Source organism: Sphingobium sp. 15-1, assembly GCF_013375535.1.
GTDB lineage: Bacteria > Pseudomonadota > Alphaproteobacteria > Sphingomonadales > Sphingomonadaceae > Sphingobium > Sphingobium aromaticivastans.
Genome location: NZ_JABXJG010000003.1, coordinates 318,619 through 331,007, shown reverse-complemented (window position 1 = coordinate 331,007; position 12,389 = coordinate 318,619). Strand labels below are relative to the sequence as shown.

Sequence of the window (12,389 nt, the reverse complement as noted above, 5' to 3'; positions counted from 1 at the left end):
TCAGCCTGCCATCAGTCGGAGATAGGAAGGTGGCGTGGCCCTGAGGCCGGTAAAGCCGGCCGGAAGATGCCAATAGGCCAGGTGCAAAAGCCATGAGCCCGCGCGTCCTGCCTTTGCTTTCCGCAGACCCCACCAGCCCGCGCCCGCAAGCGCTATGCCAATGAGAATATGCTGAGACAGGATACCCCAGGCGAAGGGAATGACCATCGCCAGGAACTCGTCCAGCGTCCAGAGCCCTATCAATTCAGGATCATCCAGATGAGCCGGGACCACATATTTGTCCTGTGCCATACACCACCCTCTTGTCGGCCCGGCGGCTCAAAGCCCTTGGGCCACAAAAAGCTTCAGATCGTCGCGGTGACGGTGGAGGTGACGATCGGGATGCCGGTGCCCGCGCCCACGCCGACGCCAACGGGAATGGCGATCTGGCCCAGCGAGAAGCGACCGGAGGCGAGGCCCACCACACCGCCCACCAGCGAGAGGATGGTGATGATCCGCCCGCCCGAGCCTTCGAGGAAGGCGCTGAACGTATTTTCCGCCGTATCAAAGGTCGTGTCGGCGCCAGCAAAGGCGGGGCCAACCATCAGCAACAGAGCGAATGCGACTATGGCGAGCCCAAGCACCGCCAGTTCCACCCGCCCTGCCTGTTTCAGAGCAGACTGCATGAGAGGCTTCCTTGTCTTTTCGAAGCGCGGAAAATCCGTGCTCGAGAGAAAGGCTGGGTGCGTTTGGGCGCTTTCACCAAGGAGGAAGAGCGAACAGGGTTCTCAAACCATCAAATAAATGCTGTTATTCGACATTGGCGACTGGCAAGGGCGCAAAATTGTCCGTGTTCGCGGGCAACTGTCCCGTTTCGCGGATTGCTGTCCGTGATCGCGGACAGGCGAATATTGCAACAGGGATGATTCGTGAAAGTCATCACCCGATTCGTTCCATTCGGGATAGCGCCAAAATGACTGGAATCTTGTAGCGGGGTGTAGTTGCACGATTGTCGGGACATGGCAGGAATTTGACGATCATTCGCCTCGCAAAAGCCCGTCACGACGGGAATATGAAGGGGTTCCCTCAATTACATGAAAATTGTTTGAATATCGAATCCACGAGGCCGCATGTTGCGTTGCGGAAAGCCTGTGCCTCTCTCGAAAGCAGGACAAACAGCTTCCCATAGGCGGGTGACGAAGTTGGGTCGGGCAGCCCGCTTCAAAGCGCCAGTGACGCACTCTCCGGGGGGAAAGGACCTAAGTTACCAACAGGGAGATTTTCATGGTGTGGCAATCGGATGGTGATGTTCCAGGCAACTCCAAACCTGGCAGGGCGGATGTGCAGGCGGGCTTTCTCGCCGTTATCCTCGACGCCATGGCGCACAAGCGCCTGAGCCTCCGCGATCTCGCCGGCGCCAGTGGCATCGGCAAAAGCCGGCTCGGCGCCGTTCTACACAGCAACGAGGCCAAGCGGCCGCCGCTGACCGTTCCCGAGCTTCAGATGTTGCTCGAAGCGCTCGATATCCATGTCCTCCACGCATGGCTCAAGGGCGAGGCGCTCCATCATATGGGGTCGCACAGCGACGGCCGACTAAACCGGCTCTTTCCCCTGCTTTCCGAATTTTATCTCGATCTGCCGCGCAAGTTGCTCGCCGCCATGGCGGAGATCGACGGCGCCGATGGCACGGAACTGCGCCGCGAATGGTCGGGGCCGCTCGCCAACGCCGTCGCCAGGCGCATGGCCCATGAGATCATGCGGGTCATAGAGCGGCGCAACGCGCTGACCGATCTGCGCTTTTGAACCGTTCCTAAAATGTCGAAACCTGTGCCAGGCGATACGGGGCCATGGTCTGCCGATCGCCCGCACTTGCCCGTGTTTCCGGCCCCCCGCCCGGTATCGCAAACCCGCTCAGCCGAGACCAGTTGCGCAATATGTCGTCGACATAGAGGCGGGCCTGCCGGATGCGGGGGACCATCGCTTTTCGTATCCGGCCCGGTCCCGCATTATAGGCGGCGAGCGCCAGATGGATCTGGCCGAAGCGATCGAGCTGCTGGCGCAGATAGCGGGCGCCGCCCCGCAAATTCTGGTCAACGGCATAGCGATCGACACCCAGTTCCGCAGCGGTGCCGGGCATGAGTTGGGTCAATCCATAGGCATTTTTGGACGAGAAGACATGATGACGATAGCCGCTCTCCTGGATGATCATCGCATCGAACAAACCGACCGGAATGCCAAATTCGCAGGCGATCTGACTCATCAGGCCGTAATAACCCTGGCGCCGGTCCTCGACGTCTGCCCGCAGGAATCCGGTCGGACGGTAGGCAACGGACAAGCAGCCCGGCACCCAGCGCGGGGACGGCAACCCATAGAGCGGACCGCCGGTCATCCAGGGCGGGATGGCGATCACATGTGTCGAGGGCGAGAAGCGTCCAGGATCGACGGGGCTGGCGATGCTCCAGGGCTCCTCGCTCGATGCCTCCCCCTGCGCGAAACTGTTCGCCATCTGGATTTCGACCGACCGGCGAGTGGGGCCGCCAGCGAATGCGTCTGCCTGGTCCGCAAGCCGAGGCGCCGCGCCGTCTGCCGGTGCGGAAGGATCGGCCGGTCCGTCAGCGGACGGGACAGCGCCCATCGTGATCAATTGCACCGTTCGCAAGGTCTGCGCCGCAACGGCATGTGCCATGCATGTTCCGACGACCATCATTCCGGCGAGCAGAAAGGCTCTGCGCATAACATTCTCCTGAGCGTTAAGGCCCAAGTGGAAATCAGCGCGACGGAGGCTGTCAACCCCGCGGCGCCAGACTCCGCCTCCCCTCGTCCCTCTCCCGCGAGGCTCCCATGTGGTTGATCGATCGGCATAGCGATGGGCTCCAGACCCGGCGCATCCCTCTCCCCCGGCCGGTGCGCGAGGCACTGGTCCGCTGGTATGAAGGATATGGCGACCATCATGATGAGGAAGCGGGTATCTTGCTCGTCCAGCAGGCCCGCATCGGCGAGAAATGGATTGCCTGCGACTGCCTGGAAGAGAGCGAGGCGCCGCCAATCCTGACGCCCGCTTACTTGAGCGAAGCGGAAACCTATTATCTGCGCCGGCTCACCAGCGCCAAGCGACCCGAGCATCGCACCGACTGTCCCTTCTTTCGCGACCAGGCGACCAATCGCATCACAGAGGTGCGCAGTCCTCTCAATCCGGCGGAACCTCCGGCGGGCTTCTTCGAAGTGCTGCGGCCTGCGCCTGAAAATCTCGCGCAGCGGCCCGAAGAGGATCTGACCGACGACCGAACCCGCAATGCGTCGATCCCGCGCCTCGCCCGGCTGCTCTGGCGCCTGATCGATGCCGCGGACCTGAACCGCCTCCCTCCTCTTCGCCACGCGTCCCTCTCCCCTTCCATCAGGCAAGAGTTCAAGACCCTGGGTCGGGCTGCCGCGAAGATTGAGATCGCGCCGGGCATGGAATTGGCGAGCGCGCTCTGGACCCACGCCCAACCTCTTCACAGCAAACAGGTCTATGCGTCGCTCCGGCGGCTTTCCGAGAAATGGCCGCGCGGCCATGTACCCCAGGCTTTTCTTGCTCTGTTCGCGCCCGCCTTCCAGGGCAGCTCGATCGAGGTACCGGGCTGCGAACCGGTGCAGGTCGCCAATCGAGTGCAGTCGCCATCGGTGCGGACCAATATCATCAAAGGCCCCTATCTCGTCCTTGTCGTTGTCGGTGAATATCCGGAGTCTCGTGGCTTCGCTCCGCTGCGCGCCTATGCGCAGCCCATCTATTCAGGACGGCGCTTTGTTCCAATCGATAGTGAATTTGAACGCCTGGTGTTACGCCAGCTTCTCGAAGCCCAGAATAACCTCGACCGTCTCAATATTGATCTCGCCATCGAAAAGCCGATCTTCGATCGATTGACGGACCTGGGGCCCTGCAGACCAGACTTCCTCGTCGAAGCGCGCTCAAGAGAGACCGGCGAAATCCGACTATTGATCATCGAGGCGATGGGGTTTGACGACGAAAGCTACCGCGCCGCGAAAGCCGTGACGCTGCCCCGGATGCGGCAAATCGCTCCGGTCCTTGCCGTGACGCCGAGGGACGCGGACAGCCGACGAATAGGTTCAATGGTGGTGGAGACTATCCTGTCATGACCTTGATCTGATTCATCAAAATTACAGGGCATGACCTCACGGAACCATGGTGTGATGAAAGTCTTTAACTCGTCTCGTCTTGGCTCGCACAAATGGTGATTTACATTTTGCTCGATTGCGCGCATGAGGCGCAGAACGTTCCTCGAAGATGGGTCCGCGATCATGGCCGACAACAATGCTCCCGACATAACCGTTCTGACCGTCCAGTTGGTGAGCGCTTTCGTTTCCAACAATACGGTGGCGAGTGGCGACCTTGCCGGCCTGATTCAGTCAACGCGCGCCGCGCTGACCAACGAACTCAATCCCACGCCTGCCGCGCCCGAGGCGCCCACTTACACGCCTGCGGTTTCGGTCCGTAAGAGCCTGTCATCGCCGGACCATATCCTCAGCCTCATTGACGGCAAGCCCTACAAGACCTTGAAGCGTCACCTGGCTTCGCACGGCCTGAACCCCGAGGAATATCGTTCGCGCTACAATCTGCCGAAAAGCTATCCGCTGGTCGCGGCCAGCTATTCGGATGCGCGCCGCGCGGTCGCTTCAAAGATCGGTCTTGGCCGCAAGCCCGTCACGCCGGCAGCTCCAGCCGTTGAAGCCAAGCCCGCAGCTGCTGCTGCGCCGAGCGCACCGGCGCCCGCAAAGGCCAAGGTCCCTGCCAAGCCCGCCACGCCCAAGAAGGCTGTGAATGGCGACGCCAAGGCGAAATCGGTCAAGGCCGCAGCTCCTACCGCTCCCGCCAAGGCAGCTCCCAAGGCGCCTGCCGCAGCAAAGACGGCTCCAGTTGCCGATACAAAGGCTGCGCCGGCGAAGGCGAAGGCCGAACCCCGCAAGCGCCTGTCGATTGCCGCGCCGAAGGACGAAAAGCCCGCCGCGAAGGTCGAAGCTGCCGCCAAGCCGGAAGTGAAGGCCGCTGCTCCCAAGGCCAAGCCGGCAGCCGCGCCGAAGGCGGCGAAGCCCGCAGCGGCTGCAAAGAAGCCTGAAAAGGCGGCCAAGGCGGTTGTGAATGGCGACGCCAAGCCCAAGGCTGACACCGCGCCAGCCAGCGCCTGAGCGATCAGTCGCTTTTCAATGCCCTGATTTCAGGACAGCCCCGCTCCGGCGGGGCTGTTTTTTATGATCATCGGCCCATTCAGTTGCTACTGGATCGGCCAATGCTTTTTCAGGCAATCACACAGGCAAACCGGGCTTTCGGTTAAACGAGGTCTGCTGATACTGCCAAAAGATACAGCCTTATGTCATCAGCATCATGCTCTCCGCCAAGGGCAATCGACGCATCAATCGTCTTGCGCAAGTCCTCGAGCTGAGCCTGGCCCAATTCAGCGGAACGGAAATGTTCCTGGCGCTCGTCAACGGGTTCGTTCATGGGACTCAACGGGCCTCGTCAGCCCACAATAGAAAATTTCGTAAACCAGCACCGAAGGACATGCGCGAACATCGCTGCCCACCGGATGAAGTGCCGATCCTTCAACCTTTGGCAAGACGCGGTTTGCGCACATTCACAGGCACGGACGCCGACTTGCGCGATTGCGGCTGCCGTTCCTGGAGCCAGTTCTCGGCATAAGTGTCGCGGGTACGAACCCATCCAGTCAGGTCTTTATTGACCTTCTTCATCGCGCCGAGGATCACTCCCAGCTCAAGATATCCGATATCGTTGCCCAGCTCGTCGTTGAGCTCCCCCATATGGATCATCACGATCGTCATGAGCTTATTGTCAGCGCAGCGCACGGCAAACTCCGGTGAACCAAGCTGCACGACTGCCGCGAGCGCATGAGGATCGGAATTGGTTGCTTCCGCGAAACGCGTTATCCGGTCATTACTGATGCGACCCTGGCCTGACTCCAGATAGTCGTAGGAGCGAGCCGACATGCCCATCGCCTTGGCTACTTCGGCAACGCTCATTCGACGCATCTTACGGACCAGGCGCATGGCCTCTCCGATCAGAGCTCCATCGTTCGTTTCCTCAGGCGTCTTGCTGCTCATCTCCACATCATTCCGTCGGGTTTCCAGGCAGACCAACGCCGAACCAGCCAGCGTCAGTTTCACAATAAAACCAGAAAAGCGCCTCCAGATAAACCTTTGATTTTGTTGACGCGCAAAAAATTTGCGCCAATTCGGCAGCTTTACCGCGCAATTGCGCAAAATTGCTGCAGCAAATTGGGGCTCTTTTGTGATGGTCGTACCGCAAATGTGGGAAAACACACCCTCCACCCCAGCCTGGATCAATTTTTACTCGCCAACGCCCAGCACCGCCGCGACCTCCATGATTCGGATCTGGAAGGGACACGGCATGTTCATGGGTACTTCTGACGACAGGGCTTATCTGCAAGCGTATAAAGCAATCCGTCTGGCACTGCGCGAACGCCATTGGGCGGAAGGCCAGCATGTTTCCGCCAACCAGTGCGCCAAAACCTATCAATTTAGCCCGACACCCGTGCGCGAGGCCATGGCGCGGCTAGCGGGCGAAGGCCTGCTCGAAGAGCGGCGCGGCATGGGCTATTTTGTTCCTCGCCTCGGTCCGGTGGAATTGAGCGAACTTTACACCGTGGCCCAAAGCACGGCGGCCATGCTGGTGAATGAACCTGTCATGCTCCCCGTCAAGGTCACCGCCAATCGCGCTGAGCAAACAAAATTCGACAGTGGCACGATCCTCGTGACGCTGGCCGGACAGACCGCGAACTCGCTCCTTTGCCAGCTTGCGGCCAATCTCGATGCGAGACTTGCTCCCGTGCAGGCGGCCGAAGCGCAGATGTTCGACCTGGCCGCCGAGTCCACAGAATTCCTCGCGCTGCTCGCAGGGAGCGACCGCCGGCTGCTTCAACGCTTCACGAACGGCTATTACGGCAGACGGCGCAAGGCCGCCCTCGAGATTGCCCGCCGACATGACGGCAGCGCGAAAAGCGGCAACAGAATGAAAAGAGAGAGAAAATAGACGCAATATCATTTGAATAGCGAAGTCAGAGGGTGCCTCATGGGCATGCCGATGTTCGGCACATTCCAATGAAGGAGGTTCGTGATGACCAAAGTGAAAACCGTTCGCCTGCGGCGCCTCGGCAGCGTCTCCCGCGACACCAAGGCGATCGTCCAGACGGGCGAGCAGGAGGAATTCATTCCCGTCCTGTCTTACGCCTGACCCCACCCGGGAGCGGCCTTCAAGGAGGTCGCTCCCTCCCCTATCACCTGAAAACCCATCACCACCGCACCGGGGAAATCGAACCCAAAGCATGTGCGACCCCCGCCACATGAGTTGGCCAACCCCGGTGCATCCAACGAACGAGGTTCAATCATGACCAAGACGAAATCCGCTTGCCTGCGACGCCTCGGCAGCGTCTCCCGCGACACGCATGCGATCACCCAGATGGGCGACAGCGAAGAATTCATGCCGGTGCTCTGCTGGCCCTGACGCCTGCGGGAGCGGTTCCAACCGGGCGCCGCTCCCTTTTTTCATGGGAACCGTTCTATGCCACTCACCCCCTCCCCTCATGTCCGTGTCGCTGATGTCGATAATGACCTCATCCTGCTCGATCTGTCCGACGACAGCTATTTCTGTCTCTCAGGCGAAGAAGCAGACGAAGTCATCCTGGCTCTTCGAGGGGACGAACAGGATCCGGAATGTCCGGTGATCGCTGAACTTCTCGATGCGGGTCTCCTGCGCGCAGTCGACGACCTCATCCCGGCCTTCCTCGAGCGGCCGATGCCCGAGGATGGGATGCCGCCTCGCAGCAGCACATTGGCAAGCGTGACGCTCCTCCCCGCCATCCTGGCAGGGCTCATCCACTATCAGCTCAGGCGCAAAGCCCTGCTTCGCCGCCCCGTCCGCACGGCAACAAGAAAAACGCTGGATGACGCAGAGGTTATTCGCCTGGTCCGGCGCTTCCGGCAATTGCGGATCCTCATGCCGCGCAGCGGCCGTTGCTTCGTCCAGTCCTGGCTGCTGCTCAGACTCCTGCGCAAGCGCGGCATCGCCGCGGAATGGATATTTGGCGTGCGCACCTACCCCTTCGAAGCCCATTGCTGGGTCGAGTGGCGGGGCCGCGTTCTCAATGATTGGGCCGATCATGTCCGCTGGTACGAACCCATTGCCCAGTTCTGATTCCTTATCCTTCTGTGCCTTGATCGCGCCATCCGGTTCATCGGCCGAGGCCCGCGCCCGGACCATTGCCGGGGCGCTGCGCGCGCGAATGTCCGGTCTCATCGTCCAGGCGGACCATCCCGGCTTCCTGTTGCTCGCCGAGCCTCAGCATACCGGCTGGGAAATGCATGCTGCGCGGAAGAATGCTACCCATGTCCTCGGCGCACTGCTGCCGGGAACGCTGCCTGCCGACTCCCTTCCCGCAGCTCTGGAGACATCCACCGATCCCATCGAGGCGATGACCGCCCTTACCCGCCTGTGCTGGGGCCGTTATGTCACCTTCGTTCATGACGCGGAGCGCCAGCAAACCAGCTTCCTGCGCGATCCGTCCGGGGCGCTCCGCGCCTATATCTGGAAGGTCGATGGCCTCACCCTGGTCGTCAGCGGCTTACCGGACGCGCTCCTCGAAAGTGTCGGCGTTCGACCCACCATCGATTGGTCCGCGCTCGGGACGCTCACGGCGCTTCCCGAACGGGTCGGAAGCCTGAGCGCCCTTACCGACGTGACAATTCCGCTGCCCGGCACGATCTATCATATTGGTAATGGCGGCATCACCACCCAGTCCATCTGGTCGCCGGCCGCGTTCGCCAGGCAAAGCCCGACGTCCCTCTCCGATCTCCCCCGCACTCTTGCCAATTGCATTTCCGGATGGGCACATGGATGCGACCAGGTCGCCATTGAACTATCCGGAGGCCTCGATTCCTCGCTCGTGTTGGGTGGGCTCGCCCGGCGGAAGCAGCGGCCGGCGCTCCAGGCGCTCAATCTCATTCCGCGTTCGGCAGGCGGCGGAGAAAGCCGCTTTGCCCGCGCGGTAACTGATCATTGGCGCGTTCCCCTGGTCGAAGTGGGCATTGAACCCGAAGAGATCGACTATCTCGCGCACGCTGAGCGATCCCGCCCGGAACAGCCCTTGGTCTATGGCCTGGACCTCACCGCCGATCGAATATCTGCGAACATTGCGGACAGTATTGGCGCGGCGCGGATATTGAGTGGCCAGGGCGGCGACGCGGTGCTGTTCCAGCCGCGTGGCCCTCATGTCGCTGCCGACCGGCTGCGCGCCAAGGGGCCCGGCCCGACCTATTGGCGGTTGCTTGGGTCGGCCGCCGCGTCCACCGACAGGTCGATCTGGTCTGCTCTCTGGCGATCCCTGCGGCCAGCGCCAATCCGCGTCGCGCCCAATTTCCAGCGGGCTCTCGCCGGGCCAAGGCTGAGCGCGCAGCTTGAAGCTGGGCCGCCGCTTCATCCCTGGATGGAGGAAGCGCGGCGCCTGCCACCAGGCAAGCGGCTTCAGATCGCCATGCTCTCCAACTGCCAGATCTTTCACGCCCCAACCCTGACGGCCGCTGGCCATCGGCTCGCCCATCCCATGCTGTCGCAGCCGGTGGTCGAGCATTGCCTGCGCGTGCCGGTCTGGGAATTGGTGCCCGACGAGCGCGACCGGGGCGGTGCGCGCGATGTGTTGGCTCAATGGCTGCCGCAGGCCGTGCGTGAGCGTCGCACCAAGGGAGAGGCGACCGGCTTCTATAGCCGTGCTATCGCGCTCCAACTCGATCGGTTGGGACCGCTGCTGCGCGAAGGTCATCTGGTTCGGCAAGGCATCATCGACCGCGCGGCGCTGGAACCGATGCTGGACGCGGAAGCGCTGCTCTGGCGTGGCGACCATTCGCTGCTGGCAACGCTTGTGGCAATGGAATTATGGGCGCAGCGATGGGTGTAGCAATCCGGTCAACCGATAGCCGATCGGTGAGCCAGGCAGATATGCGCTGCCACATGTCGCGGATATTGCCGGGGCTGCGCACGCTATGCGCCTCGCCCCAATAGCGCAGCAAGGTGACGTCCCGCCCGGCGCGGTGCAGCAGCGCAAACATGCGCTCGGCATTGATCGCAAGCACCGCGTCGATGTCGCCATGGATCAGCAGCACGGGATCGCGGATGCCCTCGGCCTGATAATAGGGGCTGCTCCGCCAATAGCGTTCGGGCGCCGCCTGCGGCCCCGTCAGCATGTGCCCCTGCCCGCCCTCGGCCCATCCGAAACCCGACGTCAGTGGAAATCCTTCCTTCATGGCCACGCGGTCGGGCGGCGGCAGCGCGCCATGCTGGATCGCAAGGTCCGCGGGCGCGGCGCTGGCAATATAGGCGCGGAAGCGGTGGCTTTGGGATGCGATCTTGAGGCTCGTGTAGCCGCCGAAACTGTGGCCATAGACCGCCATGCGCTTGCTATCGACCAGGCCCGTGGCGAGGACCCGGTCGACCGCCTGCTCGACCTGCGCGGTCAAGCCGGCGCCGCGGTCCATGCCATCGTGCGCGTCAACGAGGCTGGGCATGAGCACCGCATAGCCCATGCTGGTAAGGAGGAGCGGATTGACCGGTGAGGCAACAACGTCCGGTGCGAGCACGGGAGGACGAGTGTTGGTGAAGGTCGTCCCCGGATAGGGGATCACGACCAGAGGGTGCGGCGTGGGGCTATGTCCCGTTGGCAGGATCAGCCAATCGGTCAGCCCGGAGGCAGGATTTATCAGGGGACGCATAGTCGGCAGGTCAATGTCGGCCAGATGGCCATTGATCCGGTCGATCTCGCGAATGCCGACCGGCCCTGAGACCATGAGCCGGCCGACACCCCTTATATCGCGCGCGACCCAAAGCGCGATGCCGTGCCGCCCGTTGCCTGCGAGCAGACGGGTAATGGGAGAGTCTCCTGTCTCGATTGCCCGAGACGGCGTGCCGGGCCAATCCAGCTGCGCTACCCTCCCCTGCAAGAGGGCAACGGGGGTGTTGTCGTTGATCGGCGTGATCGAGCGATGGTTAGCACGAATGCCGACGTCGAAACTCTCGCTGGCCGGGCGAGTTATCAGTAGCGGTCCGCCCGCTATGATCCGCTCGACGTTGCCCGCCCGATCGATCGACCAAAGCCCATCCGGGCAGGCGAGGAGCAGTCGGGTGCTCCCCGCCTGCAGCGCCGGCGGCTGGCAGGGCAGCCGGGCCAGCGCCTTATCGATAGTTTGTGCCGCGCGCGGAGCCGTCCAGCGATCTTGCCCCGCCCCGCGTCGGCCATAGAGAAGCGGAACTTCACCCCACCACCCCGCGCGCGCCAGACGGACGCCGCTGTCATCGGGCGGCAGATACGGCGTGACCTGCTCGAACGCAGCGCTGCTTTGCCCGCTCCCTGTATTGAAGACCCGAAGCGCGCCCATCGCCCAATCGTCGCCGGGCTTGCGCGCGAAGAATAAGAGCTTGCTCCCTTTGGGCGCCCATTCGAGGAACCCGGGCTGGATGTCGCAGTTCGAACAGGCCTGATGCTCCAGTCCACCATTAATCGGCAAGACCGACAGCCGATATTGCCGGTTCTGGTCACTCGACCGCACGGGCACATTCTGGGGGATGACCGTTTCCGGCCCCTCGCGCAGCAGGGCAAGCCAGGCCCGATCCGCCGAGATCGCAACATCGACGATCGGCCCAGTCGCAATCTGCCGCGTGTCCTTCGTATCAGCGTTCACCAGCAGGAGTTTGCGTTGCGGGTCCGGCGCCGCCTCGCCCTTTCCGCCGATGACCGAAACACCCGGCTGCGCCCCAAGCGCCGTTCGCGCCCAGAGCGGCGCGACCTCCGCCTGGAAGCGGCTGCCGGCAGCGAGCGGCCAGGGCAGAGCTGGGCTGTCCGCTTCGACCAGCAGCAGGTGACGATCGTCCAGCCAGTCGGGCGCCGGATGCAGAACCGAGGTCGCGGGATGCTGCGGAAGCCACTTCACTTCCCGCGCCGCCATGTCGACGATCCCCAATGACAGGGTTTCATCCTTCAGCCGGAACACCGCGAGGCGCTTACCCGAGGGTGAGAGGCTTGCAATCCAGTAGCCCGCGCCATCGTCCTGCGGGAATAGCGGCTCGAGACGGCGGCCATGCTGAAGGTCGAGGCGCATGACGACGCCTAGGCCACGGCGGTTGAAGCCATCATAGCGGTAGCTCGTACCGCCGTCATAGCGGCGGTAGCGATCGATCACAGCCCATTGACCGCCCGGATCGACCAGCGCCTGCCCGTAGCTTTCAACGCGCAGCATATCGTCCACGTCATAAGGGCGTGCCTCGGCGATGCCGGCCGCGGCCAGGCATAGCGCCGCCAGCCATGGGTAACGCATGGGTAAGAGTCCTGATCTTG

General features: G+C 62.4%; 12 protein-coding genes. 6 read left to right on the top strand and 6 right to left on the bottom strand.

The annotated features are described in order from the left end of the window. Positions 1–291, bottom strand: coding sequence for a type IV conjugative transfer system protein TraL (traL, locus tag HUK72_RS24525; RefSeq protein WP_176599137.1), 291 nt, complete (start codon positions 289–291; stop codon positions 1–3). Positions 292–344: 53 nt separating this feature from the next. Next, positions 345–665, bottom strand: a complete 321-nt coding sequence (locus HUK72_RS24520) for a hypothetical protein (protein ID WP_176599136.1) — start codon at positions 663–665, stop codon at positions 345–347. Between the two features lie 598 nt (positions 666–1,263). On the opposite strand from HUK72_RS24520, the gene HUK72_RS24515 reads away from it, so the two are divergent. Continuing rightward, positions 1,264–1,782, top strand: a complete 519-nt coding sequence (locus tag HUK72_RS24515; RefSeq protein WP_176599135.1) for an XRE family transcriptional regulator — start codon at positions 1,264–1,266, stop codon at positions 1,780–1,782. 7 nt (positions 1,783–1,789) lie between these two features. On the opposite strand, the gene HUK72_RS27480 is transcribed toward HUK72_RS24515, so the two are convergent. Then, positions 1,790–2,713: a lytic transglycosylase domain-containing protein gene (locus HUK72_RS27480; RefSeq protein ID WP_255325999.1), complete on the bottom strand. Its 924-nt coding sequence runs from the start codon at positions 2,711–2,713 to the stop codon at positions 1,790–1,792. Positions 2,714–2,820: 107 nt separating this feature from the next. On the opposite strand from HUK72_RS27480, the gene HUK72_RS24505 reads away from it, so the two are divergent. Both HUK72_RS24505 and HUK72_RS24500 read left to right on the top strand, forming a co-directional pair. After that, positions 2,821–4,116, top strand: a complete 1,296-nt coding sequence (locus HUK72_RS24505) for a hypothetical protein (protein ID WP_176599134.1) — start codon at positions 2,821–2,823, stop codon at positions 4,114–4,116. A 123-nt stretch (positions 4,117–4,239) separates the two neighbouring features. Further along, a complete protein-coding gene (locus HUK72_RS24500; protein ID WP_255325998.1) occupies positions 4,240–5,163 on the top strand; it encodes a MucR family transcriptional regulator in 924 nt (307 codons plus the stop codon). A 142-nt stretch (positions 5,164–5,305) separates the two neighbouring features. Here the strand turns inward: HUK72_RS24500 and HUK72_RS24495 are convergent, their stop codons facing one another. Together HUK72_RS24495 and HUK72_RS24490 are read right to left on the bottom strand one after the other, a co-directional pair. Continuing rightward, positions 5,306–5,476 (bottom strand): hypothetical protein, encoded by a 171-nt coding sequence (locus HUK72_RS24495; RefSeq protein ID WP_176599132.1) that lies wholly within the window; start codon positions 5,474–5,476, stop codon positions 5,306–5,308. A 101-nt stretch (positions 5,477–5,577) separates the two neighbouring features. After that, the gene (locus tag HUK72_RS24490; protein WP_176599131.1) at positions 5,578–6,336 is read right to left on the bottom strand and encodes a helix-turn-helix domain-containing protein; all 759 of its coding nucleotides are present in this window, start codon (positions 6,334–6,336) and stop codon (positions 5,578–5,580) included. A 64-nt stretch (positions 6,337–6,400) separates the two neighbouring features. Here HUK72_RS24490 and HUK72_RS24485 point away from each other — a divergent pair, with 64 nt between their 5' ends. The 3 genes from HUK72_RS24485 to HUK72_RS24475 all read left to right on the top strand — a co-directional run bounded on the left by HUK72_RS24485 (position 6,401) and on the right by HUK72_RS24475 (position 9,959). Beyond that, positions 6,401–7,042, top strand: a complete 642-nt coding sequence (locus tag HUK72_RS24485) for a GntR family transcriptional regulator (protein ID WP_176599130.1) — start codon at positions 6,401–6,403, stop codon at positions 7,040–7,042. Between the two features lie 528 nt (positions 7,043–7,570). Beyond that, a complete protein-coding gene (locus HUK72_RS24480) occupies positions 7,571–8,203 on the top strand; it encodes a lasso peptide biosynthesis B2 protein (protein ID WP_176599129.1) in 633 nt (210 codons plus the stop codon). Between the two features lie 19 nt (positions 8,204–8,222). Further along, positions 8,223–9,959: an asparagine synthase C-terminal domain-containing protein gene (locus tag HUK72_RS24475; RefSeq protein WP_218036274.1), complete on the top strand. Its 1,737-nt coding sequence runs from the start codon at positions 8,223–8,225 to the stop codon at positions 9,957–9,959. Here the strand turns inward: HUK72_RS24475 and HUK72_RS24470 are convergent. Further along, a complete protein-coding gene (locus tag HUK72_RS24470; RefSeq protein WP_176599127.1) occupies positions 9,841–12,369 on the bottom strand; it encodes a S9 family peptidase in 2,529 nt (842 codons plus the stop codon). The two genes, HUK72_RS24475 and HUK72_RS24470, sit on opposite strands and share 119 nt — an antisense overlap. Between the last annotated feature and the right edge of the window lie 20 nt (positions 12,370–12,389).

Coding starts and splice junctions, on each gene's coding strand:
- HUK72_RS27480 (WP_255325999.1), bottom strand. CDS start 2,713: ATGCGCAGAGCCTTTCTGCTCGCCGGAATGATGGTCGTCGGAACATGC.
- HUK72_RS24505 (WP_176599134.1), top strand. CDS start 2,821: ATGTGGTTGATCGATCGGCATAGCGATGGGCTCCAGACCCGGCGCATC.
- HUK72_RS24480 (WP_176599129.1), top strand. CDS start 7,571: ATGCCACTCACCCCCTCCCCTCATGTCCGTGTCGCTGATGTCGATAAT.
- traL (WP_176599137.1), bottom strand. CDS start 291: ATGGCACAGGACAAATATGTGGTCCCGGCTCATCTGGATGATCCTGAA.
- HUK72_RS24500 (WP_255325998.1), top strand. CDS start 4,240: ATGAGGCGCAGAACGTTCCTCGAAGATGGGTCCGCGATCATGGCCGAC.
- HUK72_RS24485 (WP_176599130.1), top strand. CDS start 6,401: ATGTTCATGGGTACTTCTGACGACAGGGCTTATCTGCAAGCGTATAAA.
- HUK72_RS24495 (WP_176599132.1), bottom strand. CDS start 5,476: ATGAACGAACCCGTTGACGAGCGCCAGGAACATTTCCGTTCCGCTGAA.
- HUK72_RS24470 (WP_176599127.1), bottom strand. CDS start 12,369: ATGCGTTACCCATGGCTGGCGGCGCTATGCCTGGCCGCGGCCGGCATC.
- HUK72_RS24515 (WP_176599135.1), top strand. CDS start 1,264: ATGGTGTGGCAATCGGATGGTGATGTTCCAGGCAACTCCAAACCTGGC.
- HUK72_RS24520 (WP_176599136.1), bottom strand. CDS start 665: ATGCAGTCTGCTCTGAAACAGGCAGGGCGGGTGGAACTGGCGGTGCTT.